This window comes from Amycolatopsis sp. WAC 01375 (genome assembly GCF_003947325.1).
Classification (GTDB): Bacteria; Actinomycetota; Actinomycetes; order Mycobacteriales; family Pseudonocardiaceae; genus Amycolatopsis.
On record NZ_QHHW01000025.1, the window covers coordinates 165,877 to 190,981 of the forward strand.

Annotated in this window: 25 protein-coding genes and 1 tRNA gene; 9 read left to right on the forward strand and 17 right to left on the reverse strand. The window is 68.5% G+C overall.

From position 1 onward, the window contains the following. Nucleotides 1–50: 50 nt before the first annotated feature. Together DL991_RS15020 and DL991_RS15025 are read left to right on the forward strand one after the other, a co-directional pair. Complete coding sequence (locus DL991_RS15020; protein WP_125784914.1) at nucleotides 51–1,013, forward strand: DMT family transporter; 963 nt, start codon at nucleotides 51–53, stop codon at nucleotides 1,011–1,013. Beyond that, the gene (locus DL991_RS15025; RefSeq protein ID WP_125784915.1) at nucleotides 958–1,422 is read left to right on the forward strand and encodes a DUF6328 family protein; all 465 of its coding nucleotides are present in this window, start codon (nucleotides 958–960) and stop codon (nucleotides 1,420–1,422) included. Before DL991_RS15020 ends, DL991_RS15025 begins: the two co-directional genes overlap by 56 nt. Here the strand turns inward: DL991_RS15025 and DL991_RS15030 are convergent, their stop codons facing one another. Then, complete coding sequence (locus DL991_RS15030) at nucleotides 1,423–1,968, reverse strand: hypothetical protein (RefSeq protein WP_125784916.1); 546 nt, start codon at nucleotides 1,966–1,968, stop codon at nucleotides 1,423–1,425. A gap of 77 nt (nucleotides 1,969–2,045) precedes the next feature. Here DL991_RS15030 and DL991_RS15035 point away from each other — a divergent pair, with 77 nt between their 5' ends. After that, a complete protein-coding gene (locus DL991_RS15035) occupies nucleotides 2,046–3,860 on the forward strand; it encodes a LamG-like jellyroll fold domain-containing protein (protein WP_125784917.1) in 1,815 nt (604 codons plus the stop codon). Nucleotides 3,861–4,037: 177 nt separating this feature from the next. Further along, entirely contained in the window at nucleotides 4,038–6,242 is a 2,205-nt protein-coding gene (gene helR, locus DL991_RS15040) for an RNA polymerase recycling motor ATPase HelR (protein WP_305016687.1), read from the forward strand. A gap of 383 nt (nucleotides 6,243–6,625) precedes the next feature. Here helR and DL991_RS15045 read toward each other — a convergent pair whose 3' ends face one another. From DL991_RS15045 to DL991_RS15075, 8 genes are all read right to left on the reverse strand, one after another. Continuing rightward, on the reverse strand, nucleotides 6,626–7,120 hold the full coding sequence (locus tag DL991_RS15045; protein WP_125784918.1) for an Lrp/AsnC family transcriptional regulator: 495 nt from the start codon (nucleotides 7,118–7,120) through the stop codon (nucleotides 6,626–6,628). Between the two features lie 168 nt (nucleotides 7,121–7,288). Beyond that, on the reverse strand, nucleotides 7,289–8,632 hold the full coding sequence (gene lysA / locus DL991_RS15050) for a diaminopimelate decarboxylase (protein ID WP_125784919.1): 1,344 nt from the start codon (nucleotides 8,630–8,632) through the stop codon (nucleotides 7,289–7,291). 237 nt (nucleotides 8,633–8,869) lie between these two features. Then, on the reverse strand, nucleotides 8,870–9,028 hold the full coding sequence (locus DL991_RS42935) for a DUF6307 family protein (protein WP_199753951.1): 159 nt from the start codon (nucleotides 9,026–9,028) through the stop codon (nucleotides 8,870–8,872). A gap of 9 nt (nucleotides 9,029–9,037) precedes the next feature. Then, nucleotides 9,038–9,220: an RGCVC family protein gene (locus tag DL991_RS15055; protein ID WP_125784920.1), complete on the reverse strand. Its 183-nt coding sequence runs from the start codon at nucleotides 9,218–9,220 to the stop codon at nucleotides 9,038–9,040. After that, entirely contained in the window at nucleotides 9,217–10,242 is a 1,026-nt protein-coding gene (locus tag DL991_RS15060; protein WP_199753952.1) for an acyl-CoA desaturase, read from the reverse strand. The genes DL991_RS15055 and DL991_RS15060 overlap by 4 nt, the downstream gene beginning before the upstream one ends. A 450-nt stretch (nucleotides 10,243–10,692) precedes the next feature. After that, nucleotides 10,693–11,613: a dihydrodipicolinate synthase family protein gene (locus DL991_RS15065; RefSeq protein WP_125784922.1), complete on the reverse strand. Its 921-nt coding sequence runs from the start codon at nucleotides 11,611–11,613 to the stop codon at nucleotides 10,693–10,695. A 306-nt stretch (nucleotides 11,614–11,919) separates the two neighbouring features. Continuing rightward, on the reverse strand, nucleotides 11,920–12,390 hold the full coding sequence (locus tag DL991_RS15070) for a heme-degrading domain-containing protein (RefSeq protein ID WP_199753954.1): 471 nt from the start codon (nucleotides 12,388–12,390) through the stop codon (nucleotides 11,920–11,922). Between the two features lie 33 nt (nucleotides 12,391–12,423). Further along, nucleotides 12,424–13,653 (reverse strand): M20 family metallopeptidase, encoded by a 1,230-nt coding sequence (locus DL991_RS15075; RefSeq protein ID WP_125784924.1) that lies wholly within the window; start codon nucleotides 13,651–13,653, stop codon nucleotides 12,424–12,426. 76 nt (nucleotides 13,654–13,729) lie between these two features. Between DL991_RS15075 and DL991_RS15080 the strand changes: the two genes are divergently transcribed. The 3 genes from DL991_RS15080 (at nucleotide 13,730) to DL991_RS15090 (ending at nucleotide 14,979) form a co-directional block, all read left to right on the forward strand. Continuing rightward, a complete protein-coding gene (locus DL991_RS15080; protein WP_199746177.1) occupies nucleotides 13,730–14,212 on the forward strand; it encodes a tRNA adenosine deaminase-associated protein in 483 nt (160 codons plus the stop codon). Between the two features lie 23 nt (nucleotides 14,213–14,235). Next, nucleotides 14,236–14,688, forward strand: coding sequence for a nucleoside deaminase (locus DL991_RS15085; protein ID WP_125785017.1), 453 nt, complete (start codon nucleotides 14,236–14,238; stop codon nucleotides 14,686–14,688). Nucleotides 14,689–14,772: 84 nt separating this feature from the next. Further along, nucleotides 14,773–14,979, forward strand: a complete 207-nt coding sequence (locus DL991_RS15090; RefSeq protein WP_125784926.1) for a CsbD family protein — start codon at nucleotides 14,773–14,775, stop codon at nucleotides 14,977–14,979. 46 nt (nucleotides 14,980–15,025) lie between these two features. Here DL991_RS15090 and DL991_RS15095 read toward each other — a convergent pair. Beyond that, nucleotides 15,026–15,113: transfer RNA gene (locus DL991_RS15095), tRNA-Ser, on the reverse strand. Between the two features lie 42 nt (nucleotides 15,114–15,155). Continuing rightward, on the reverse strand, nucleotides 15,156–15,701 hold the full coding sequence (locus tag DL991_RS15100; protein WP_125784927.1) for a DUF305 domain-containing protein: 546 nt from the start codon (nucleotides 15,699–15,701) through the stop codon (nucleotides 15,156–15,158). A gap of 94 nt (nucleotides 15,702–15,795) precedes the next feature. On the opposite strand from DL991_RS15100, the gene DL991_RS15105 reads away from it, so the two are divergent. Then, nucleotides 15,796–16,254, forward strand: a complete 459-nt coding sequence (locus DL991_RS15105; RefSeq protein ID WP_199746176.1) for a limonene-1,2-epoxide hydrolase family protein — start codon at nucleotides 15,796–15,798, stop codon at nucleotides 16,252–16,254. Nucleotides 16,255–16,335: 81 nt separating this feature from the next. Here the strand turns inward: DL991_RS15105 and DL991_RS43750 are convergent, their stop codons facing one another. Together DL991_RS43750 and DL991_RS15110 are read right to left on the reverse strand one after the other, a co-directional pair. Then, nucleotides 16,336–16,461, reverse strand: coding sequence for a hypothetical protein (locus DL991_RS43750; protein ID WP_255431296.1), 126 nt, complete (start codon nucleotides 16,459–16,461; stop codon nucleotides 16,336–16,338). Nucleotides 16,462–16,588: 127 nt separating this feature from the next. Then, complete coding sequence (locus tag DL991_RS15110; RefSeq protein ID WP_125784928.1) at nucleotides 16,589–17,917, reverse strand: BNR-4 repeat-containing protein; 1,329 nt, start codon at nucleotides 17,915–17,917, stop codon at nucleotides 16,589–16,591. Nucleotides 17,918–18,302: 385 nt separating this feature from the next. Between DL991_RS15110 and DL991_RS15115 the strand changes: the two genes are divergently transcribed. Continuing rightward, nucleotides 18,303–20,726, forward strand: a complete 2,424-nt coding sequence (locus DL991_RS15115; RefSeq protein ID WP_199753956.1) for an endonuclease/exonuclease/phosphatase family protein — start codon at nucleotides 18,303–18,305, stop codon at nucleotides 20,724–20,726. Between the two features lie 358 nt (nucleotides 20,727–21,084). On the opposite strand, the gene DL991_RS15120 is transcribed toward DL991_RS15115, so the two are convergent. From DL991_RS15120 to DL991_RS15135, 4 genes are read right to left on the reverse strand one after another with little or no spacing between them, the layout of a single operon-like run. After that, nucleotides 21,085–21,456, reverse strand: coding sequence for a hypothetical protein (locus DL991_RS15120; protein ID WP_125784929.1), 372 nt, complete (start codon nucleotides 21,454–21,456; stop codon nucleotides 21,085–21,087). Continuing rightward, nucleotides 21,449–24,190 (reverse strand): FtsK/SpoIIIE domain-containing protein, encoded by a 2,742-nt coding sequence (locus tag DL991_RS15125; RefSeq protein WP_125784930.1) that lies wholly within the window; start codon nucleotides 24,188–24,190, stop codon nucleotides 21,449–21,451. Before DL991_RS15125 ends, DL991_RS15120 begins: the two co-directional genes overlap by 8 nt. 15 nt (nucleotides 24,191–24,205) lie before the next feature. Continuing rightward, nucleotides 24,206–24,451: a hypothetical protein gene (locus DL991_RS15130; RefSeq protein WP_125784931.1), complete on the reverse strand. Its 246-nt coding sequence runs from the start codon at nucleotides 24,449–24,451 to the stop codon at nucleotides 24,206–24,208. 3 nt (nucleotides 24,452–24,454) lie between these two features. Continuing rightward, nucleotides 24,455–24,715 (reverse strand): hypothetical protein, encoded by a 261-nt coding sequence (locus tag DL991_RS15135; RefSeq protein WP_005167132.1) that lies wholly within the window; start codon nucleotides 24,713–24,715, stop codon nucleotides 24,455–24,457. Between the last annotated feature and the right edge of the window lie 390 nt (nucleotides 24,716–25,105).

The following is a 25,105-nucleotide window of genomic DNA, read 5'->3' on the forward strand; positions in this document are numbered from 1 at the left end:
CAGAGCGGTCACTCCGTCGGGCGATCATTCTCAAACTATGGGCAGGACACGTGAGTACTAACCCTCCGGATCGCACTTGGCTGGTCGCGGTCGCCGCCGCTCTTTGGGGCACCGACGGGCTTCTGAGGCTTCCTCTCGCCGAGGCGCTCCCGGCGGCCACGGTCGTCTTCTGGGAGCACCTGCTCGTGGTGCTCGTGCTGAGCCCGTTCATCCCCGGCGCCTTCCGGGCGTTGCGCCGATGCGGTCCGCGGGAATGGCTGGCCGTGCTCGCGATCGGCGGCGGCTCTTCCGCGCTGGCGACGGCGATGTTCACCGCGGCCTTCAAACTGGGCGACCCGGTGACACCGTTGGTGCTGCAGAAGCTCCAGCCGGTGTTCGCCGTTCTGGCGGCGTATTTCGTACTCCGTGAGCGGGTCCGCCCGGGATACGCCCTCTTCGCGATCCCGGCGCTGCTGGGCGCGTGGCTGCTGGCGTTCAAGGATCCGCTGAACATCCAGCTCGCCGCGGCGAAGGCGGCGCTGCTGGCGATCGGCGCGGCCGCGTTGTGGGCGGCGGGCACGGTGCTCGGACGGCTGCTCTCCACCGAACTGGCGCCGAAGGAGGTCACCACCCTGCGGTTCACCGTCGGGCTCCCGGTCGCGGCGGGCATCGTGGCCTATCAGGGCGGCGAGTTCGCGGTCGGCTGGGACAACGCGCTCGGGCTCGTGCTGCTCGCGCTGGTCCCCGGCCTGCTGGCGCTGAGCCTCTACTACGTCGGCCTGCGGTCGACGCCCGCGGCCAGGGCGACCTTGGCCGAGCTGGCGTTCCCCGTCACGGCCGCCGTGATCGGCGTATTGTGCTTGAACGCCGATTTGTCGGGTACTCAGTGGCTGGGTCTCGCCGTGGTGGTCGTGTCCGTGACATCGCTCGGCTGGCACGAAAAGGTCAGGCGTCAACCGATGGTCCTGGAGCCGCTGAATGGTCGAGCACACCGGCGAGACGAAGAACGAACGCCTGACCCGCAACGTCAGTGAGCTCCTGCAGGAGCTGCGGGTCGCGCAGGCGGGCGTCCAGATCCTCTTCGGTTTCCTGCTCACGGTGGTGTTCACCGACGAGTTCCACGCGGCGAGCGGGTTCGAGAAGGCCGTCCACCTGACGGCGGTCCTGCTCACGGTCTGTTCGACGGTGCTGCTCACGGCGCCCGCCGCATGGCATCGGCTGTTGTTCCGCACCGGCAACCGTGAGCGGATCCTCACCGTCGGCAACCGTTCCGTCCTCGTCGGGCTCGGCTGCCTCGCGGCGGCCATCACCACGACCGTCGCGCTCATCGCCAAGGTCGTCTACGGTCCGATCGCGATGACGATCCTCGGCGTGGTGTCGGCGGTGCTGTTCGTCGTCATGTGGTTCGTGGTGCCGAAGAAGATCGACCGCAACGGCGACTGATCACCGGCCGGTCCGCACCGGGGTCCCTTCCGGCAGGCCGAAAGCGGCGGCGGCCACGGACTTCGGGTCGTCCGGGCTCGCGCCGTCGAGCACCCGGCGGGCGCCGACCCACGAGAACATCGCCTTGATCGAAGGCGAGTGACCCGCGCCGTCCATCGCCAGTTGCCGGTCGAGCACGCGGTACCCGTCGGGAGTGCGTTCGACGAGGTAGACCATCGGCTGCCGCCGGAACCCGCTGCCGGTGACGAGCCCGTTGCCTTCTTTCGCGACCTCGTCGCAGCTCGCGACGAGGCCGATCTTGACCCGCTCGCCGTCCGGCCGGGTCTCGATCACCTTCTGCGTGCACACCCAGCGGACATCCGCGAGGCCCGAGCCGGCCAGCCTCCCCGACCAGCCGTTCGCGCGCACATGCCGGTCGATCGGCGGCAGCGCCTCCCGCGCGACGGCGTCGTCCACCGTCGGCATCTCGTCCACGATCCACCAGGCCGCCGCGGTCACCACCACACCGACCCCGGCGAGCACGGGCCAGCGTTTGACGTTCCCCATGTGACGAAGCTACCGAGCGGGGCAAGTGTTCACCCGCGGTTCGGGACGCGTTGCCTCCGCGACCGTAGGTTGCGGCCGTGAACGACTCCTCCAGACGGACCTTCCTGCGCGGTGCGGGCCTGCTCGGCGCCGGTGCGGCGGTGTCCGCGTTGCCGGCACTCGGTGCCCCCGCGGCTTCGGCGACCTTCGGCCACCACGGCCCGGACGCCGAAGACGGCCGCTTCACCCTCGCGGTCCTGCCCGACACCCAGTACCTCTTCGACGCCGACCGCGGCGATCCCGCGCCGTTGGACGCCACGCTGCGGTACGTCACCGGCGGCGACGAGAACATCGTCTTCCTGGCGCATCTCGGGGACCTCACCGAGAACGGGCAGCCGGGCGAGTTCGACCAGATCAGCCGGTCGTTCCAGCACCTGGACCGGCACCGGTTCCCGTACAGCACGCTGGCGGGCAACCACGACATCGAGTCCTCGACCGACGACCAGCGTGGCCGCACGCCGTATCTGGACGCGTTCGGTCCGCAGCGGCAACGGGGTTCGCGGACCTTCCGCGGCGCGAGCCCGGACGGCTACAACAGCCACCACGTCTTCCGTGCGGGCGGGCGCGAGTGGCTGCTGCTCGCGCTCGACTGGCGGCCGTCGGCGGGCGGGCTGGAGTGGGCGCGGTCGGTGCTCGCGCGGAACCCGCGGCTTCCGGCCATTCTGACCATCCATGAATTGGTATGGGCCGACGAGGCCGGACAGGCTCAGTTCTCGGAGTTCGGGCAGAAGGTGTGGGACGAGCTGATCGCCGGGAACGATCAGATCTTCCTCACCCTCAACGGGCACTTCTGGCCGCCGGGACGCGCGGTGAAGCAGAACAAGGCGGGCCACGACGTCCATCTGCACATCACGAACTACCAGGACCGCTACTACGGCGGCAGCGCGATGATCCGGCTCTACCGGTTCGACCTGGCGCGGAACGTGATCGACGTCCGCACGTTCTCGCCGTGGCTGGCGGACCAGGCGCCGCGGCTGAACGAACTGCAACGACAGGAGATCGAACGCACCGGACCGGCGGACTACTTCAGCCTGGAGGTCGACTTCGAGTCGAGGTTCGCCGGGTTCGCGCCGGTCCCGGTCCCGCCCGCGCGGCCCGCCGAACGGCAGCTGATCCGCGGGACCGTGGCCTACTGGCGGTTCGAAGGTCGTGAGGGTGCGCCCGTAGCCGGGGTCCGTGACCTTTCCGGCCGGGGCAACGATCTGGTCCGGGTGACCCTTCCCGGCAGCGCGCCCGAGGCGCTGCGGTTCTCCGGCGAGTTCTCCGGGCGGCAGCCGTCGAGGTCGAGCCTTCGCTTCGACGGCGGCAAGAAACCGGCTCGCGGCGGGTATCTGCGCACGGCGGACTCCGCGCCGATGAACGCGGAGACGTTCGCCCGCGGCTACACCGTCGAGGCGTACGTGAAACTGCCCGCGGATTTCAAGGACGGCAAGCATGCCTGGGCCGCGATCTTCGGCAGGCAAGGTGACGGCGGCAAGGCGGGCAAAACCGGTGACGACCCCGGCGAACCGTCGGCCACACTGTCCCTTTCGGACGGTGCCGCGTTCCAGTGGGCGGTGTTCCCGGTGAACCAGAACGGGATTTCCACCTGCTGGAGCCACGAACTGGCGTTGCAGGAATGGATCCACGTCGCCGCCGTCAACGACGGCAGGCGGACGACGCTCTACGTCGACGGCTGCCCGGTGCTGCGGAATCCCAAGACGCCTGCCACGGGGATCGCGAACCCCGGCGGCTCTTGGCTGATCGGCGCCTACGCCTACGACTCGATCGTCGAGCAGGCGTTCCACGGCTGGCTCGGCGACGTCCGTGTGGTGGGGAGGGCACTGGATCCGCGCGAGTTCATGCTCGGCTGAGTGCTCCGGCTGGTGCGCGGTAATGGCGGATGTTCGTCCCCATTATCGCGCACTGTCGTTTCCGGCGGAATACCGGGTCACTCTTGACAAGCGGTGGACAATAGAAAATCGGCGCCCGATCAAGAATGCTGATCGGTACGCCGAATGTGTTGTCAGTCTAACCGCTGTGAGGGGAACTTGTCAAATCAGGGGTACGACGAGGAATTGCGGTCCGAACGGCAGTATGTCGCGTCGCTCTACGGACGGCTGGACACCGAACGCGCGCGGGTGAAGGAGGCGTATGCCGGTGCGCTGCGGGGAGAAGGCTTCGCGCTTTCCGACCGCGAGGTGTCCGTCGGCGCCAAGGCGAGCGAGATGGCCAGGCTGAAGATCGCCGACGAGGGCCTTTGTTTCGGCCGTCTGGACGCCCTTTCGGGAGAGCGGAGGTATGTCGGCCGGATCGGCCTTTTCGACGAGGAGAACGACTACGAACCGTTGGTGCTGGACTGGCGGGCGCCGGCGTCGCGCGCGTTTTACTGCGCGACGGGCGCGTCCCCGGAAGGAATGTCCCGGCGACGTCAATTCCGCACCCTCGGACGCGACGTCCTCGATTTCACCGACGAGGTCTTCGGCCGTCCGGAATCGGCGGGCGAACGGGGTGACGTCGCGCTGCTGGCCGCGGTCAACGCGCCGCGCGGCGAGGGGATGCGGGACATCGTCGCGACGATCCAGGCCGAGCAGGACGAGATCATCCGGCTGGACCACGCGGGCGTCGTGGTCGTGGAGGGCGGCCCCGGCACCGGGAAGACGGCGGTGGCGCTGCACCGGGTGGCGTACCTGCTGTACACGAAACGGGAGCGCATGGAACGCCGCGGCGTGCTCGTGGTCGGGCCCAGCAGCGGCTTCCTCGACCACATCGGCCGGGTCCTGCCGTCGCTCGGCGAGACCAGCGTCGTCTTCGCGACGCCTGGTGGCCTCGTCGCCGGTCTGCGCACCGAACGCGAGGATCCGCCGCCGGTGCAGCGGCTGAAGGGCTCGCTGGCGATCCTGGACGTGCTTTCGGCGGCGGTGTCGGACAGGCAGGAACTACCGGCCGAGGCCGAGCCGATCGAACTCGACGACGTCACCGTGCCGTTGGACGCCGAGGTCGCGGCCGCCGCGCGTGCGGTGGCCAGGGAGAGCGGTCTGCCGCACAACGAGGCGCGGCCCGTCTTCGACCGGGAGGTGATCGCCGCGCTCGCCACGCGCGCGGTCGACCGGCTCGGCGCGGGCTGGCTGCCGCGGGACGACGAGCACACGCGTCCGGAGCTGCTGAAGAACGCCCGGCGCGACCTGGAAGCCAGCGAGGAGCTCCGCGCGGTGCTCGGCCGCCTCTGGCCGGTGCTGACGCCGCAGCGGCTGCTCGCCGACCTCTACGCCTCGCCGGAGCGGTTGCGGGCGGCAGGGGCCGAGCCGGCACTGATCCGCGAGGACGCCGACGCGTGGACGGTGTCCGACGTGCCGCTGCTGGACGAAGCCGTCGAACTGCTCGGCGGGGACCGCACCGCCGAACGCCTGGCGGCGGAACGGGATCGGTTGGCACGGAAGGAATACGCCGAGCGGGTGCTGGAGATCGTCGAGGTCGAGGACGACCACGACGACTACGAATTCGCGCTCCGGCCGACGGACGTGCTGATGGCGGAGGAGCTGGCGGACCGGTTCGCCGAACGCGACGAACGGGATCTGGCCGAACGCGCCGCCGCGGACCGTGAATGGACCTATGGCCACGTCGTGGTCGACGAGGCGCAGGAACTGTCCGAAATGGACTGGCGGGTGCTGATGCGGCGCTGTCCCAGCCGGTCGTTCACCGTCGTCGGGGATCTCGCGCAGCGGCGGTCGCCGTCCGGCGCGCGATCGTGGGACGCGATGCTCTCCCGGTACGTCGCCGACCGATGGGTGTATCGGAAACTGACCGTCAACTACCGGACGCCGTCGGAGATCATGGCGGTGGCGGCTTCGCTGCTGGCGAGTTTCGCGCCCGGTGCCGTTCCGCCGGACTCGGTGCGTTCGTGCGGTGTGCGGCCGTGGGCGCGCCGACTGTCCGAAATGGACATCGAAGAGGCGGTCGCCGGGTTCACCCGCGAGGAATCGGGGCGCGAGGGGACTTCGGTCGTGATCGGGCCGCCGGGAGTGCCGGGCGCGATCCCGCCGTCCGCCACCAAGGGGCTGGAGTACGACGCGGTCCTGGTGGTGGAACCGGAGCGGATCCTCGCGGACGGCCCGAGCGGCGAGGCGGAACTGTACGTCGCACTGACGCGGGCGACGCAGCGGCTCGGGGTCTTGTACAGCGGGGCGCTGCCGGCCGTGCTGCGCGGGCTCGACACGCGGCGGCGGACGCCGGACGCGTACCTGCGCTGTGTCTAGCCCCTCCGCGAGTGCAATGAAAGGCTCCTTCCTTGCAAAATTTGCAAGGAAGGAGCCTTTCATTGCACCTTCGGTCCTTGAATCGGGTGCCCGTGAGCCCGTGGTCACGGGTCGTGAGTGGTGATTCGCGTTGTCGAGGGGGTAGGCGGTCCGGTGCTCAGGTGAGGTTTCGTGGTCTGGGGTCCGACGCGGGCCAGGTGTCCCCAACGTGGCATTGGGGCCGTTCAGCGTCTCCAATGCCACATTGGGAGCACCGATCAAGCGACCGGCACGCCACCTCGCCAGAACCCGAAGTCCCTGCCAGGCGAAGGGGACTTTCACCGCATGAGACGCGGGAAAGCCCCCTTCGGGCCGCCGCCGGTCCGATGCGCGGCGGCCCTGGCCTACTTGGTCAGGTTTCCCCAGGCGTATGTCTGTTTTGCCAGTTTCAGGTAGACCAGTGTTTCAGTGCTGACGACACCCGGGATGGGCCGGATGTCGTCGTTCAGCACACTCAAGAGGTGTTCGTCGTCCCGGCAGGCGACCTCGACGAGCAGGTCGTAGCCTCCCGCGGTCAGCACGACGTAATGGACGTCCGGCAATCCGGAGAGCTGGTCGGAGACCGCCCGCGGATCGCCATGGACCTTGATCGCGACCATCGCCTGACGGCCGAGCCCGACGTTCGCCGGATCCGTGACCGCGACGATCTGCATCGTCTCGTCCCGCAGCAGCCGCTGGACGCGCTGCCGCACGGCACCCTCCGACAATCCGACGGCCTTGGCCAAGGCCGTGAACGAGGCCCGCCCGTCGACTTGCAGTAGAGCGATCAGAGTGCGATCGGTATTGTCCAAACCTCTAGGTGTGCGCTGCTCCATCTGCGCGCGTGGTTCGTCACCCATGCCGTCCCTCCCTTTGTTTCGGCATGCGATTCTTGTCGCGCAGCGTATCGATCAATGTCCAGAATGCTACCGCCGTTAAGTTGTTTGTCGCGATTCTCTTTCCCGGCGCCTGCGAGCCGAGGATTCTGTCGCGCGACAGGCCGGGTGTCGAGGTTTTCGGACGGCGCGTCAGCCCAGGTCGCGTTTCAGCAGGTCTTCCTCGGTTTCACGCCGGACGAGCAGGGTCGCCGTACCGCGGGAGACACCGACCACCGGCGGCCTGCCGACGAGGTTGTAATTCGACGCGAGCGAGTGGTGATAGGCCCCGGTGCACGGAACGGCGAGCAGATCGCCGGGGTGGACGTCGTCGGGGAGCGAGAGCCCGTCGGCGAGGACGTCACCCGATTCGCAGTGCCGTCCGACCACCGTCATCGGCCGCCGTGCGGCCCGGCTGCGCCTGCCGATCAGGCGCGCGGTGTACGCCGCCCCGTAGAGCGCGGGCCGCGCGTTGTCGCTCATCCCGCCGTCGACGGCGACGAAGGTGCGCGAACCGCGTTTCACCGCGCAGACCCGGTACACGGTGATCCCCGCCGGGCCGACGATCGCGCGGCCCGGTTCGATCGTCAGTTTCGGCAGCGGGAAACCGTGGGAAGCGCATTCGTAAGCGAGCGCGACACGCAGGCGGCGCACATAGCCGTCGATGTCGAAACCCGTGTCGCCGGGCAGATAACGCACGGCGTGCCCGCCGCCGAGATCCAGTTCGCGCAGGGTGACGCCGTGGGTTTCGCGGAGCGTGACCAGCACCGCGATCATCTTGCGGGCGGCCAGTTCGTAGAAATCGACCCGGGACACCTGCGAACCGATGTGGCAGTGCAGACCGGCCAGGCGGAGCCCGGGTTGCGCGAGTACCGCGGAGACGGCGCGGCCGAGGTTGTCGCGGACCTCCTCGCGCAGCGAGAAGCCGAACTTCTGGCCTTCGGTGCCGGTGGTGATCGCCGCGTGCGTCCCAGCCGCGACATCGGGTGTCACGCGGATCAGCACCTGCTGCGCGCCGGTGGCCAGCGCGCCGAGCTGCTCGATCTCGTCGAGCGAGTCCACCACGATCCGGCGGACGCCGTAGGACAGCGCCGCCTTGAGGTCTTCGGGGGACTTCGCGTTGCCGTGCAGCAGGATCCGCTCGGCGGGAAAGCCGACCGACCGCGCCACCGCGATCTCGCCTGCCGAGCAGGTGTCGAGGGAAAGTCCTTCTTCGGCGATCCAGCGCAGGACGGCGCGGATGCACAGCGCCTTGCTCGCGTACGCCACCTCGGCGTCCGGCAGCGCCCGGCGGTACGCGCGGGCGTTCTGGCGGACCTCGTCCTCGTCGAGCAGGTACGCCGGTGTCCCGAACCTCGCGGCGAGGTGGGACACCGGCGTACCGGCGAACAGCAGTTCCCCGCCGGCCCCGAGCCGGGTGCTCCGCGGCCAGACCCCGGGTTCGAGGTGGTCGGCGGCCTCACAGCCGAGGCTGGGCAGGAGCTCGCTGAGCGTCACGGTTACCTCCGCGTCGATCGGTCAGTGCTCTCCTCAGCACAACTCCGATCGACCCGGCACGGCCGCTTCGGCAACGTCTCCCTGACGCGTTCCGGGGGCTCGCTGACGCCTTGTTAACGGGCGGGTAACCGCGGCCACACTCGCAGTGGGCACGGTGAACCCGCGTCCGCGATCGCGTCGGCGGGGCGCAAGACTTCGGTCCGGTTCCCGAGTTCGTCTTCAGCTCCGCCACACTTGCTAGCGGACGGGCTCCGGAACGGTGTCGAGCGCCCGCACCATGTGCACGGCCAAGGCGAACGCGGCCTCGTTGCCGAGGTCGGTGTGTTCGTTGACGATCTTCTTCACGGTGTCGACCCGCATCTCGTAGCGGGAGACGGGGACGGTATCGGCGTTCATGGTGATCCTCTATTCGGTTTTTTCGGGTTTCGTGGCACAGGTGCAGCCGCGGCTGAACCCGCCGGCCGCGGTCGCGGTGCAGAAGCGGCGGGCGATCGCGTCGTGCGCGGACAGGGGATGCGGGCAGCTCGGGCAGCGGTCGTCGGCGGCGGGTTCGGCCACATCGCCGAGTGAGCGGATGGAGGAGGTCATCGCGCGGCCACCGGTTGAGTGCGCAACGGCGCCCCTACTTCGTGCAGATGCCGGAGTACGTAGCCGTACGAGGCCGCCCAGCCGCACTGGGCGTAGTCGATGCCGTGCTTCGCGCAGAACTCCCGCACGATCACCTGCGCGTGCTTGAGGTTCGGCCGCGCCATGCTCGGGAAGAGGTGGTGCTCGATCTGGTAGTTGAGCCCGCCGAGCGCGAAGTCGACGACCGGGCCGCCGCGCACGTTGCGCGAGGTGAGCACCTGCTTGCGCAGGAAGTCGAGCGTGTGCCCGGCCGACAGCGTCGGCATGCCCTTGTGGTTCGGGGCGAACGAGCAGCCCATGTACACACCCCAAAGGCACTGGTGCACGGCGATGAAGGCGAAGCCGACACCGGGCGAGAGGACCACGAACACCGCTGTCAGGTACGCGGCGATGTGGGCCAGCATCAGCGCCGATTCGAGCTTCCGCCGCTTGAAGCCGCGCTGGAAGATCGCCGTGATGCTCGAGACGTGCAGGTTCAGGCCTTCCAGCAGCAGCAGCGGGAAGAACAGGAACGCCTGGTATTTCGCCATCCAGCGCAGGAAACCGCGCCGTCCGGTGCCCTGGCCCTTGGTGAAGATGAGCGCGGCGAGGTTGACGTCCGGGTCCTCGTCCTCGTGGTTGGGGTTGGCGTGGTGGCGGGTGTGCGTGCCGACCCACCAGCCGTAGCTGAGTCCGGTCAGTCCGCCGTGGACGAAACCGGTGACGTCGTTCGCCTTGCGGCCGCGGAAGATCTGTTTGTGCCCCGCGTCGTGGCCGATGAAGGACAGTTGCGTGAACATCATCGCGAAGAACGCGGCGAGGAACAGCTGCCACCAGGAGTCCCCGAGATGTGCGAACGCGACCCAGCCGCCCGCGAAGGCGAGCAGGTTCAAGGCGATCTTCACCGCGTAGTACTTGCGCCGCCGATCGAGGAGCCCGGCGTCTTTGACCAATTTGGACAGTTCAGCGAAGTCGCTGCCCTGCCTCGTCTGTGTGGAGGTCATGGAAGAATCACACCGTTCTGGTTCGTGAAAGTGGACCATCCAGCAACGGGTTTCAGAACACCGAAAAGGTCTGGTTCGGCCGAGAAAAGGCACTGGTACCACAACACGCCACGGTCGCTCCGTGGCCTGCCTCCAGTGTCCCACGGCGGCGGAGCGGAAGCAATTCACCAGAACGGCACGATCCGGCGTACAGTCGAAGACATCGAGGGAAATTTCCCCCGGTTCCATCCGGTCGTGAGACTCGATCGGAGACAGGAGCACCGGCCAGACACATCGTTCTTCGCGCTCATGGTCCCGCCGGCTTTGTCCGGTGAGCAGCCGCCCGCCGCGCTACAGCGCGCCCCGAGGCGCCCATAAGGGCCACGCCGCGATCGTCGATGGCCACGACCTCTGACCTGTCGCCGTGTCCGCACCCGCCCCTGGCCGGTGCGGACACGGTCCGAAAAGCCGCTAGCGAAGGCCCCACTTCTCAAGCATCCCGGCGACTTTCCCGCGTTCGCCGTCGGTCAGCGCACGGCTCGGCGGCCGGATATCGGAGCGACACAAACCCAGCTGTGCCAACGCTTCCTTCACCACGCTCACGTTGTTGGCGTTGCCGTCGGCGGCCCGCAGCTCCTCGAACGGCCGGACGCGTTCCCAGCAGGCCATCGCGCCGCGGAAGTCACCGTCCCGCAGTGAGTGGAACATCTCCAGCGAGATCGACGGCACGACGTTCACCAGCCCCGACGTGAACCCGGTCGCGCCGACGGCGAAGTAGCCCGGCGCCGAGAGCTCCGCCAGTCCGGCGATCCACCCGAAGCGATCGATCCCCGCGTCCCGTGCCACCGAAGCGAAACGAACCGGATCCGGCACGGCGTACTTCACCCCGATGACGTTCTCCGCCGCGTCGGCGAGCCTGGCGAGCTGCCGTCCTTCGATCTTCGGATCACGCACGTACGGCACGACGCCCAGTTCCGGGGCCGCGGCCGCGATGGCGCGGTGGTACTCGACCCAGCCCTCCGCCGAGACGTACGGATGCACCGGCTGATGGATCATGATCAGCTCCGCGCCCGCCTCGCGCGCGTGCCGCGCCGCCCCGATCGCCGTCCGGACGTCGTGCCCGACACCGGCGACCACACTCGCCCGTCCCGCCGCGGCCCGGACCGCCAATTCGAGGCAGTGCCGCGTCTCGGCCTCGTCCAACGCGTAGAACTCACCGGTGTTCCCGTTCGGAGTCACGACGTGGACACCGCCGGTGATCAGCCGGTCCACCAAGTTCAGGTAGGACTCCGGAGCCACGGCGCCGTCGGCGTCGAACGGGGTCACCGGGATGGCCACCACCCCGGACAGCCGCCGTTTCAGCTCGTCGAACCGGGAGAAGGCCACTGGCATGTCCTATCTGATATATGATGTGACACCTCACGTTAGCAGGCCGGGTCTCGTGAACGGCAAGTCCGGCGTGTCGCGGAAGGCCCTTTCGGGAGGGTCCCTTCACGTACCTCAAGCGACCAGGGCGCCGGAAAGTGTGGGTCGTGAGTGGCGATTCGGGTTATGGGGGAAGGCATGGGTGGCAGGTTGCGAAAGCCACTTTGGCAACCTTCAACGTTGCGAAAGTGGCTTTCGCAACGTCGGGAGCAGGGGTGCGGTAGCGAAGAGGGGGCTTTCGCGACACGGTCGCCCCTCGGCCGCGAGGTCTACTTAGGACAGTGTGGCGAGGAAGGTTTCCAGCTGCTCGACGACGAACGCGTGATCGTCGGCCTGGGGTAGTCCCGAGACGCCGACGGTGCCGACCGGTCCCACGTTCTCGACGAGCACCGGGAACACGCCGCCGTGCGCCGCGTACAGGTCCGGGTCGAGGCGGGAATCGGCTTCGAACGTCGTGCCCTTCGCGTGGAACTGTTCGCCGACGAGGAACGAGCTGTGCCCGTACCGGTCGACGACACGGCTCTTGCGGTCGATCCACGCGTCGTTGTCGGCCGAGGTCCCCGGCAGGGCCGCGTGGAACAGCCGCTGGCCGCCGCGGCGCACGGAGACCGTCACGGGGAGGGCGCGGTCCCGTGCCGCCGCGAGGAGGTGGGCGCCCAGCTTCAGCGCGGTCTCGTTGTCGAACCGGCGGAAGACCAGGCGCTCCTCCTGTGCGGACAGGACGGCCAGGATGTCATCGCTCATGACATCCATTAAATCAACACTGTTGTGTAAAGGCTACCGAAGCGCGTCCAGCGCGAAGGCGGCGTACATCGCGACGCCGTTGGCCATCGCGTCCTCGTCGAAGACCACGCGGTTCGAGTGGTTCGCCTCCGCCTCGTCCGGGTCGACGCTCGCCGGGCGGGCGCCGAGGAACGCGAACGCGCCCGGAACCCGCTGCAGGACGTAGGAGAAGTCCTCCGCGCCCATCACCGGGTTCTCCATGACCTCGGTGTTGTCGGCCCCGAGCACCTCGGCCGCCAGCTCCAGCACGCGCTCCGCGACCAGCGGATCGTTCACCGTGACCGGGTAACCGGCGACGACTTCGGCGCTCACCCGGACGCCGTGCGCGGCGCCGACCGCTTCACAGACCTTCGGCAGTTCCTCGCGCACGTACGCCTGCGTCCGGTCGGACAGCGTGCGGATCGTGCCCTCCAGGAACGCCGTCTCCGGGATGATGTTCGTCGTGGTCCCGGCCTCGATGCGGGTGACCGAGACCACCGCGGGCTCGAACACGCTCACCTTGCGGGTCACCATCGTCTGCAGCGCGCTCACCATCGCGGCCGCGGCGGGCACCGGGTCGATCGCCTGATGCGGCGCCGAGCCGTGCCCGCCCCTGCCGGTGATCTTCACGTGGAAGCTGTTCGCCGACGCCATGATCGGGCCGGGTCGCGTCTGCACGACCCCGGACGCGGCCGAGGTGAAGATGTGCAGGCCGAACGCCTTCTCGACGCGCTCGCCCGCGGCTTCGAGCACGCCTTCGTGGATCATGTGGCGCGCGCCGTGCTCGCCTTCCTCGCCGGGCTGGAACATGAACACCACCGACCCGGCCAGCTCGTCGACGTGCTCGCTGAGCAGCCGCGCGGCCGACGCCAGCATCGCGACGTGGGTGTCGTGCCCGCAGGCGTGCATCACGCCGTCTTCCTCGGAGGTGAAGTCGACGCCGGTGTCCTCCTGCAGCGGCAACGCGTCCATGTCGCCGCGTAGCAGGATCGCCGGGCCCGGCTTCCCGCCGCGGAGGACGGCGGTCAGCGAGGTGGTGGATTTGCCATCGGTGATCTCCAGCGGGAGGCCTTCGAGGGCGGCCCTGATCGAGGCCTGGGTTTTCGGCAAGTGGAGGCCGATCTCCGGATTCCGGTGGATCTCCCGGCGGAGCTCTACGGTTTTCGTCTGGAGCGCGCGGGCTTCCTCCAGCAATCCGGCGAAGCGCGCATCGGGGAGGGTGGGCAGGTCGGTCGGTCCGGTCATGTCTCGATAGTGGCGCATGCGGCGCTTCGGGCGCACCGTGCGTGCGTTCCGAAAGCGGGCGGAATACGGTGTGCGCATGGCGGTGCAAGAGCCGATCACGGGGTTCGCGGTGGCCGTGGTGCGGGAGGACGGTCGATGGCGGTGCAGCTCCCTTGATCCCGGGGCCCTGGCCGAACTCGACGCTGCGATCACTGAGCTCGGAAAACTTCGTTCGACAGGGGCCGCCTTCGGGCTGCTCGCGGTCGACGACGAGTTCTTCGTGATCGTCCGGCCGAGTCCGAGAGGGCCGTCGCTGCTGCTGTCCGACGCCGCCGCGGCGCTCGACTACGACATCGCCGCCGACGTCCTCGACGTGCTGAGAGTCGACCCGCCGGACGAGGACGACGACGCGGTCTGGCCGGAAGGCGATCTGGAGATCCTGTCCGATCTCGGACTGCCGGGGGCCGAACTCCAGGTGATCGTCGGCGAGGTCGACCTCTATCCGGACGAACAACTCCAGATGGTCGCGCAGCGGTGCGGATTCGCCCCCGAGTTCACCAAGATCCTGGACGAGATCTGAGCCCCGCCGCCTCCGCCGCCGACATCGCCGCCGTCCGGGCGGCGATCGGCGCGGCGCGAGGTGCGGGCGACGACGTGCCGATCGGCGCCGTCGTCTTCTCCCCGGACGGGACACCGCTCGCCTCGGCGCGCAACGCCCGCGAAGAACTGGGCGACCCGACGGCGCACGCGGAGATCCTCGCGCTGCGGGCCGCGTCCAAGCTCTACGGCGACGGCTGGCGGCTCGAAGGCTGCACGCTCGCCGTGACGCTGGAGCCGTGCACGATGTGCGCCGGCGCCCTCGTGATGGCCCGGGTCGCGAAGGTCGTCTTCGGCGCATGGGAGCCCAAGACCGGGGCCGTGGGGTCGCTGTGGGACGTCGTCCGCGACCGTCGGCTCAGCCACCGCGCGGAAGTCGTCGGCGGCGTCCTGGAGGCCGAATGCGCGGCCCTGCTCGAAGACTTCTTCCACGGGCAACGGGGTAACCGCACCGGGTGACAGATGTGTCGGATCCGGCGACCCGGGTAACCCTGAGGCAGGCGGCCGCAAACGGTGGCCGCAGTCGAAGGAGGAACACCCGCCATGAGCGTTTTCGACAAGGCGAAGGACAAGGCCGAGCAGGCCATCGGCGCCGCCAAGGAGAAGCTCGGCGAGAAGACCGACAACCAGGACCTCGCGAACTCGGGCCGGGCCGACCAGGCCGAAGGCCAGGTCAAGGAGGCCGGCCACGACCTGCGCGACCGCGCCGAGGGTGGCGTGCAGGAACTCAAGGACAAGTTCAACAAGTAGTCCGGACGCAGAAGAGCCGGTCTCCGTGGAGACCGGCTCTTCGCTGCGGTGGCGGTGGGATTTGAACCCACGGACGGGTATTAACCGTCACACGATTTCGAGTCGTGCTCCTTCGGCCGCTCGGACACGCCACCGCCGAGAACAATACCGGAGGGCCTTCCGGGGCCTTCAGGGGGTCAAGAAAGCTGAGCGGTGATCTCGTCGATCGCCGCCGTCTGGTTCTCGACGATCTCCTGAGCGAGCGCCTTGGTCTCGCCGTGCTGTCCCGACGACAGCACGGTTTTGGCCATCTCGACGCCGTTGCGCAGGTGTTCGGCCATCAGCGGGAGCCACGTCCTGTCGAACTCGGCGCCGGTCAGGTTCTGCAGCGAGGCGACCTGTCCGGCGGTGATCATCCCCGGCATCGTGTGCCCGGCGTGGCCCGCCGCGGGCAGCACGGCCGCGTTCCACGATTGCAGCCAGCCGGTCATCGTCTGGACCTCGGCCGACTCGGCCTTGACGATCTTGGCCGCGGTGGCCTTCACGTACTCGGACGCGGATCGTTCCGCGGCCAGGTTCGCGACCTGGATCGACTGCTGGTGGTGCGGCACCATCTGCTGGGAGAAGGTGATGTCGGCCTGGTTGGCGCCCGGCGTCGTCGGCGCCGCGCCCGTGGCCGTCGAGCAGCCCGCGAGCACCCACACGACCAGCCCGAACAGTGCCATCGGCAGTCGCCGTCGCATCGATACCTCCGTAGTCAGGGGAAACCGGCCCCTCTCCTCCTGTGATACGGCTGTGACCTTCCGGCGGTTCAAAATCGGATTAGCCTTGGCAGGCATGACGGATCCGAAGACCGTGGTGACCGGTTTCCTTCAGGCCCTCGAAGAGTTCGACATCGACCGCGCGCTGGGCTTCGTCGCGATCGACATCGTCTACCAGAACGTCCCGCTGCCGCCTGCCCGTGGCCTTTCGGCGGTGGAGAAGCAGTTGCGCACCATGGCCCGCTACGGCAGCGGGTTCGAGGCGCGCACCCACCACATCGCCGCCGACGGCCCGATCGTGCTCACCGAACGCACCGACGTCCTGCGCCGCGGTTCGTGGGAGGCCGAGTTCTGGGTGTGCGGCACGTTCGAGGTGCGCGACGGCCGGATCGTGCTGTGGCGCGACTACTTCGACTGGACGACCTTCCTGGCCGCCGGCGCGAAGGGCGCGGGCAAGGCGGCGGTCGCCGGGGCGAAGTCGCTCATCGGGAAGTACAAGAGCAGGCAGGAACTCGCGAGCGGCAAGGACGGCTGAAATGACACACCGCCGGTGTACGGGCTCCGTCCTCCCCCGACGGGTCCCGTGCACCGGCGGTGCGCCCCCAGTTCCCCCTGCTCACCCTCCCCGGTGAGCGTTCCGGCGGATTTCGCGCGAGCCGCCGCGCCTCCGGTCGCGAAGATCGACGATCAGGGCGAAGGCCAGCAGCGATCCGACGACCATGCCTGCGATGAGCAATCCCATCCGACACACCCCCTCGGGTCACGTGAGCGGGAGAATGTGTCCTCGCTCACGTGATCCAAGGTAGCGCCGGAAATGGCCGGGTGTACCCGGACTTGAGGTTCATTTAAGGCAGGGAAACCCCAATGGGCTATTTGTGCGGGGTTCCCGCTACATAAATGTCACCGTCGGCCACGGACACGTCACGCGCACTGGACGCGCCGGTCGCCAGAATGCGCGCGGGGTCCCGGAAACCGGTGATCATTTCCACGCGCTGGACCGGTTTCGGTGTGGTGATCACGGTTTCTGGCTTCCACACGCGGCCGTTCTCCAGCAGGAACGTTTCGATGTTCGGTTGTCCGTCGCGGGTACCGTAAACGCGCCAAGTGCCGCCATTGAGCTGTTCGATCTCGCGCAAACGGAGTCCGTTCGCGACTTCGCGCACTTCCCAGTCCCGGCCGTTCCACGCGCCCGCGAAATCGCGCGGCGAACCCGCGGCGTCGAACTGGAACCACGTGACGAACGGTTTGCCGTCGCGTTGGGTGCCGACCTGCAGGATGTAATCCGGCGACTTGAGCCCGCCGGGGAGTTCGAGCGGGGTTTCGGCGACCTTGAGGTACCGCTCCTGCTCGGCGTCGTCGACCTGCGTGCCGAGGTCGCGGCCCGCCGCGGAGAAGAAGTGCAGGGTGCGGACGTCGAACGACAGGTAGTGGACGTTGCGGTGGTAGACGTCGTGCTTGTGCTGTGCCGGCCCGCCGCCCGCGAGGGTGTAGACGAACTGGATCCGCCCGGCGGACGGCAGGTACCGCAGCTGCCCGACGTAGACCTCGTCCATGTGGTCGGCCCTGCCCAGCGAGCCGAACGCCCACTGCTTTCCGGTCAGCTGCACGGAGTTCCTCCACGTCCGCCCGTTGTCGCGGGAGACGAGGTACTTCATCGGCCGGAAGTCCGTGTTCGCGCCCGGCGTGACCTGATTGGTCGTCTCGCGATAGAACAGGAACAGCGTGCCGTCGGCGGTCTTGACCGGCATCGGGTAGCTCGCCGCGTCACCCTCGGGGACCTCGGTGTCCGTCCAGGTGCCCTCGAGGGAATGGGCGCGCGGCGCGCGGCTGATCACGGTCCGCGTGTTGTGCATGCCGCGGAAGATCAGCAGGTGCCCGTCGCCCGCCAGGAGCATCGTCGGGTAGTTGTGCGGATCGGATTCGCCGTCGGCGATCTTCTTCGGCGCGGTCCAGGCGCCGGTCCGGTGGTCGTAGGCCTGGACGTAGGTGTCCGCCGCCTTACCGGACCACGAGATGAACGTCTTGCGCGCGACGGGGTCGAAGATCCCGCCCGCGTTCGGCCGCCGGTCGGTGCGGGACGCGACCGTGCTCGCCGGGGTCATCACCTCGAACGAGGTCTTCTCCGGTGGCTTGGCGGCCGCTTGGGGGATCGGGGTCACGAGACCTGCCGCGATGAGCACGCAAAGCAGTCTGCGCATGAGGACGCCTCCTGGTGTGACAGGCGGCGGAAGCCGATCATCTCACGCGAAACCGGCGCTGGGAACTACGAAAGTGTGGGTCCGAACGGACTAGTGTCGCGTGATCCTGCCGCCTTGCGTCCGCTGTGGATCCACGTGGTTCCTGGCAAGTCGAAGAAAGCCGCTTGTACTGGTTGTACCAGGGGTTTTCTTCGGCGCAGCCAGGGGCCGCGTGGGCCGCAGCGGCGTAAGGCAAGCAGGGTCACGCGACACTAGCGGTGACGAATCGTTGTCTTGTCGTCTTCCTCATTTCACTTGTCCGGGGGAGTATTCCTCGACCGATCTTGCGAAAAGGGGACTCAGCGTGACCATATCCCGACGTGCCGCCCGGAGAAGGGCCCTGACCGTGGCCGTCGCTTCCGGGCTGGTCGTGAGCGGTGTATCCGCTCCGGCCGCGCTCGCCGCGCCCAGCGCCGACGCCGTGATCGCCGAGGTCTACGGCGGTGGCGGCAACTCGGGCGCCACGCTGACCAACGACTTCGTCGAACTCGCCAACCGCGGCGCGGCCGCCGTGAGCCTCGACGGCTTCAGCGTCCAGTACGCGCCCGCGTCGGGGAGCAGCTGGCAGGTCACGCCGCTGACCGGCGGTGTCGCGCCGGGCGCGCGGTACCTCGTGGCCCAGTCGAAGGGCGCGGGCGGCACCGTCGCGCTGCCGACGCCGGACGCCACCGGTTCGCTGGCCCTGTCCGCGACCGCCGGCACCATCGCGCTCGTCCAGGGCACCACGGCGCTGACCTGCAAGACGGCCGCCGACTGTGCGGCCGACACCCGGATCAAGGACCTGGTCGGTTTCGGCTCGACAGCCACCATCCGTGAGGGCGCGGCGGCGCCCGCGCCGTCCAACACCGCGTCCGTCGCCAGGGGGACGACGCTCGCGGACACCGACGACAACGCCGCCGACTTCACCTCCGGGGCGCCCACCCCGACGAACGGCAAGGGTGAGACGCCGGGCGAGACCGGCCCGCCGCCGGTGACCGCCAAGATCCACGAGATCCAGGGCACCACCCGGATCTCGCCGTTCAAGGACCGCAAGGTCGCCGGGGTCACCGGTGTGGTGACCGCGATCCGGAGCTTCGGCTCGGCCCGCGGGTTCTGGCTCACCGACACTGCGCCCGACGCCGACCCGCGCACCAGCGAGGGCCTGTTCGTCTTCACCGGCTCGACCACTCCCGCCGTGGCCGTCGGCGACGCGGTGACCGCCGCCGGCACCGTCCGCGAGTTCTACCCGGACGCGCCCGCGACCTCGCCGTACCAGTCGCTCACCGAACTGACGAGTGCACAGTGGACGGTCGATTCGAGCGGAAACGCTTTGCCCGCGGCGACCGTCGTCACGCCGGAAACGGTTCCGGACACCGTCGCCCCCGCTCCCGGCGGAACCATCGAGCCGTTGCCGCTGGAGCCGGCGAAGTACTCGCTGGACTTCTGGGAGACGCACGAGAGCGAGATCGTCAGCGTCTCCGACGCGCGCGTCGTCGGCCCGACGTCGTCGTTCAACGAGCTTTACGTGACCACCAAACCGAAGCAGAACCCGAGCGTCCGCGGTGGCGCGGTGTACCTTGACTACGACCGGCTCAACACCGGCGTGCTCAAGGTCGCTTCGCTGATCCCGTTCGCCGAACAGCCGTTCCCGAAGGTCAACACCGGCGACGTGCTCACCGGTGAGACCTCCGGGCCGGTCGAGTACAGCAACTTCGGCGGTTACACGCTGTTCGCGACGAAGCTCGGTGCCGCCAAGGACAACGGGTTGCGGCGCGAGAGCACCCGCGCGCAGCGCGGTGGTGAGCTTTCGGTGGCCACCTACAACGTCGAGAATCTGTCCGCTTTGGACGGTGCGGAGAAGTTCGGCGAGCTGGCCAAGGCGATCGCCACCAATCTGGCGAAGCCGGACATCCTGAACCTGGAAGAGATCCAGGACAACAACGGGCCGGTGAACGACGGCACCGTCGCCGCCGATCAGACGTTGCGGAAGTTCGTCGACGCGATCGTCGCCGCCGGCGGACCGCGCTACGAATGGCGCCAGATCGATCCGGTGAACGGCAAGGACGGGGGGCAGCCGGGTGGCAACATCCGCGTCGGCTTCCTGTTCAACCCGGCGCGCGTGTCCTTTGTGGACCGCGAGGGCGGCGACGCGACCACCCCGGTCGACGTGGTCAAGGAACGCGGCAAGACCCACCTGACCGTCTCGCCCGGCCGCGTCGACCCGGCGAACGAAGCGTGGGAGGCCAGCCGCAAGCCCCTCGTCGGCGAGTTCGTCTTCCAGGGCCGCACCGTGTTCGTCATCGCGAACCACTTCAACTCCAAGGGCGGCGACCAGCCGACGCACGGCCGCAACCAGCCGCCGGTCCGGAGTTCCGAGGTGCAGCGCGTCAAACAGGCGACCGTGCTCCGCGGCTTCGTCGACAAGCTGCTCGCGTCGGACAAGAACGCGAACATCGTGGTCGCCGGTGACATCAACGACTACCCGTTCTCGCCCGCGGTGCAGAAGCTGACCGCAGGTGGCGCGCTGAAGGACCTCATCGCTTCGCTGCCCGAGAACGAGCGGTACAGCTACGTTTTCGAGGGCCAGTCGCAGGTGCTGGACCACATCCTGGCGTCGAAGGCGCCGCGCGGGCTCGACTACGACGTCGTCCACCTGAACGCGGAGTTCGCGAAGCAGGCCAGCGACCACGACCCGCAGGTGCTGCGATTCCGGCCGAGCGCCGGCAACCCGGTCCTGGACGCGTTCCACGACCTGGCGGACTACCTGGAGCGCGTCTTCGGGAGGCCGTAGTAGCGCGCGTGATCGGGGCTTTCATGCGTGATCCGGCGGCAAGCACGTGAGTTCCGGCTCCAGTCGCGCGAGTTCCAGCCGCGCGCACACGTGCCCGGGTGCCGTAATCCGCGAAAGTCCGTGAAGGCCTCCTTCACTACCCTGAAGGTAGTGAAGGAGGCCTTCGCTACGTGGTGGTGGCTCGTGGCCAGCCTGGTAGTCGTGAGTGGCGGCCCCCGGTGTCGCGAAAGCCACTTTCGCGACACTGCCGCTGTGTCCAGGCGTGACTCGCGTGATCAGGGGCGGATCTCGTGTGACGGGAGGCGGAACTCACCTACTTGCTCAGGTGTATCTCGCAAGTAGGTGACTAATTGCGTGGTCAGGAGCGTTTCGCGCGCCAGCCCAGGGAAAGCACGGCCTGCACGAGTTCCTGGTAGCTCGGCTTGACCTCTTCCAGGTACTTCTCCAGGTAGCTGGGCCGCGCGTTCGGGACCGGCCTCGGGTCCTCGTCGTCGGGCAGCCACGAAAGTCCTTCGACGTTGTGCTGCGCCATTTTCCACCAGCGGGTGCACCGGTCGACGGCGCGCTGCTCGCGTTCGGCGGCGTCCGCGACGGCCTGCTGTGCCTCGGCGAGCCGGGCCTCCAGTTCGTCCGCGCGGCCGATCTCCCAGTTGCGGAGGTTCTCCGCCGAAGTCCGCGCGCGGCCGACGATCTCCTTGTACCGCATGGCCGCGGTGATGCCGTCATCCATCGAGAAGCCCTTCCGGACGCTGGAACGGGATGATCACCTCAGGGGCGCCGTGGGTGGTGCGGTCGAAGAACAGTGCCCGGCCCGCCCGCGGCGACCAGTGCACGACCTGTCCCGCGGCGAACGGCGACAGTTCGTTGCCCTGGACGTCCAAGGCCGCCCAGGTGCCGATGTCGTCGGTGCCCGCGAAACCGAGGGTGTCCTTCAGCCGGGCGATGCTGCGCCACCAGCCGATGGTGTGGACGCCGTGCGTCGGGCCCTGCTTCAGCAGTACCCGCAGCTGATCCAAACCGCTCTTGAGCTGACCGGGCGCCTTCGCCTCCAGCGCGGGGATCGAGGCGTCGACGCCGTACAGCAGCAGCACCTGTGCTTTGTCCAAAGAGGACAGTTTCTCCGCGATATCGATTACCCGGGCGGGCAAATCGTCGACCAGGGTCGCCTCGTGTCCCTCCGCGCGCAGTCGCTCGGCCAGCTCGGCCACCGCGGGGACGGAGGCTTCGATGGGGCACGAGAGCACGAACTCCACCGACTCGAAGCGATACTGGCGGGCCAGCGATCGAGCGGCGGAGTCCATGATGGACAGTGCCTCCGCCGTGGCCGCGCCGAGGACGGCGACGTTCCGGCCCGGTGCTTTCGGCAGATCCACCCCGCAGGCGGCCTCGTCGACGTCGATCGACTGGCCGAGCAGCGCGCGCGGTTTGTCCGTCGGCTTCAGCTCGGCGAACGCCGGGAACTGTTCCAGCACCGGGGAATGCGCGCCGTCGAACAGCCGGGGCCGCTTGAACGACTCCGAGTACTGTTCCCAAAGCCGTTGCTGCAGCTTGTTGAAGACGTCCTTGCTGCTCGCGTCGGGCACGTGGGCGAGCTGATTCCCGTGTGCCACACCGGAATCGTGGTTGATCACCGCATGCCACTTCGGCGCCGAGACCGCCGCGTTGTTGGTCTCGGACAGCACGCGCCGCGCCTTCGGCATCGCGATCCGCAGCGTGCACTGCTCGAACACCGCCGGTTTGCCCCAGAAGGCCTCGATCCCGGCGACGTCCTGGCTCGCCAGTACCAGGTGGATGCCCTGGGACCGGCCTCGCCGCGCGATGTCCTCCAGCAGCTGGGTCGCGGTCGCCGTCACGCCGTCGCGGCCGGCGAACAGGTACTGGAATTCGTCGATGACGGCGACGATCCGCGGCCAGTGCCCGCCGGGATCCTGTTCGCGCAGGTCCGCGAGGTTGGTGACCTCGTGCAGTTTCGCCGCGGCGGACCGGCGGCGCAGCTCGTCGGCGAGGAACCGCAGCAGCGCCAGGCCGAACTCGCGGTCGGTGTTGACGTTGACCCCGATGAGTTTGGCGTGCGGCAGCCAGCTGGCGTCCCGCCGCCCCGGCGCGAGCCCGGCGAACGACACGCCTTCCTTGAAGTCCAGCAGGTAGAGCGCGAGTTCGTCCGGTGAGTACCGCGCCGCGAAGCTGCCGAGCAGCGAGTACAGGAAGTTCGTCTTCCCCGAACCGCTCGGCCCGCCGATGAGCACGTGCGGGCTGGCGTCACCGATGACGACCTCCACCGGCTCGCCCTCGAAGAACCCGACGGGCGCCCGGAGTTCCCGCGCCGAACTCTCCTTGCCCAGTTCGGTGGGCAGCAGGTCGGCGAACGCGCGGGGCCCGCCCTGTTTGGCGATCAGCGCCTCGGCGATCCGCCCGGCGGCCCGGATGACCTGCCCGGACGGCATCGGCGGGTCGAGGTCGACGATCAGGTCGGGGCCGGTCATGCTGCTCGTCGCGTGCCGGTCGTCGTGCAGGCTCAGCGATTCGACCGACGTCGACAGCATGGTCGGCACGTCGATCAGGATCAGGCAGATCCCGGCGGCCAGTGCCCCGGTGGCGACGCGTTTCAGCTCGCGGGCACGCTCCGGTTCGAGCGTCTCGCCGTTGCCGTAGAGCACCGCGACGCGGAACGGTTCGACGCGCTGGCCGCTCGCCCGCCGGATCTCCCGCAGCGACGTGTGCCCCGCCTGCATCCCGGTCGCGTGGATGCGGCGGATGTGCCCGGCCAGCTCGTCGAGGAGGTCTTCGAGCCGTCCGGGGTCGTACAGGGTGAGCGCGCTCGTGCGGCTCAGCGGATACAGGTCGGGCAGGATCGCGGTCAGCTGGCCGACGTCCCACAGGTGGACGCGCACCGCGCCGGGTTCGAACGTGCTCAGGATCCGCGTCAGCAGGTTCTGCACGATGCCGTCCACCGCGGCCCGGGTCTTCGGCGCCGATGTGATGGACAGATGCGACTCGTCGAGCAGCGGCAGCGCGACGTCGAACGTGCGCGGGACATCCCGGCCCGGCACGGTCGCCGAACCGATGCGCCACAACCCCGGCGCGGTGATGCCGGGATTCCCGCCGACGCGGCCGAGCCAGTTGCCAGGCTCCCGGCTCGCGGGGCCCGGCGCGTTGTTCGCGACTAGTTCGCGCAGCTCGTTCGGGCCCGCTTCCCAGTCCGCGTAGAACTGGCCACGCACGTTGCCGAGCAGGCCGAACACCTCGTTCGCGGCGGGGTGCCGCGACCATTCGGTGTACTGCTCCGAGGTGGAGTTGTTCATCCCCACCCGGACTATGTGCTGTTCCAGTCGAAGCTTGGCCAGTTCCGCTTCGGCGGACTGGCGGGCGCCGGCGGCGGCGCCGAGGACGAGCCCGATCTGGTGCCGGACCCGCTCCAGCGCCGTAACGACGCGATTGCGCTGTTCACTCGCTTTGCTGCCCATACCGGCTCGCCGATCTCAGAGGCGTGATTGGTAACCGCTGACCAGGTCGTCAGCGGCGGAAAGGCGCGTCAGGAGGTTTTCGATCCCCTCGTCGGCCTGCGCCAGCTGCGACGGCACCCATGGAACGGCTTGGGCCTGTGGTTCCACAAGAGCGCGCCTGGATTCCTCGAGCAGGCTTCTGGCCCGCTCGGCATGGGCACGTCCGTCGGCGAGGCCGGTTTGGACGGCTGTCAGCAGCTGGTGCAGCTCTTCGAGGTACATGCGCTAGAGGCGGGTCGAGTAGGACTCGGCCGACGAAATGCCCGCCTGGATGGTGCTCTGCATACCGGTGATGCCCTGCAGGGCCTCGGCGAGAAGCCCGTGCGCCTGGCTCACCTCGTGCTGGGTGCTGCCCTGGGTGGCCTGGGAAAGCGAAAGCTGGGCTTCTTCGAGAGACTGCGCTGCCTGCTGAAGTGCGGCGATGCTCGCGGATGCCTTCTCGTTCGCGAGCGCGATACCAGCGCGGATCTCTTCGACTCCGGCCATTTTGGCGGACTCCTTGGGACGTCGGGGGCTGGAACGACCACCATTGAACTTAGCGTGATCAACTGACTCTGTTAAGTGAAGGTCCTGCTAACTAATCAACAAGGCCCCGGACGTCGGAACGTCCGGGGCCTTGCTGACGGCGGAGGATACAGGATTCGAACCTGCGAGGGCGTGAACCCAACACGCTTTCCAAGTCTGCGTACCTCCGTACACGGGGGTCCGTGTACCCCATAGCCCCAGGTCAAAGCGTTCTCGGCACTCCGACGAACCTCCTTGAACCGGGGCGAATGAGACTAGGACTGAGACTAGCGCGGCTGTCGGGGCCATCGGTATGCAGCCCCAGCCGTAGGCGTGACCAGGTCACGCGCTGTCGCAGGAAGGTGTGGGCAT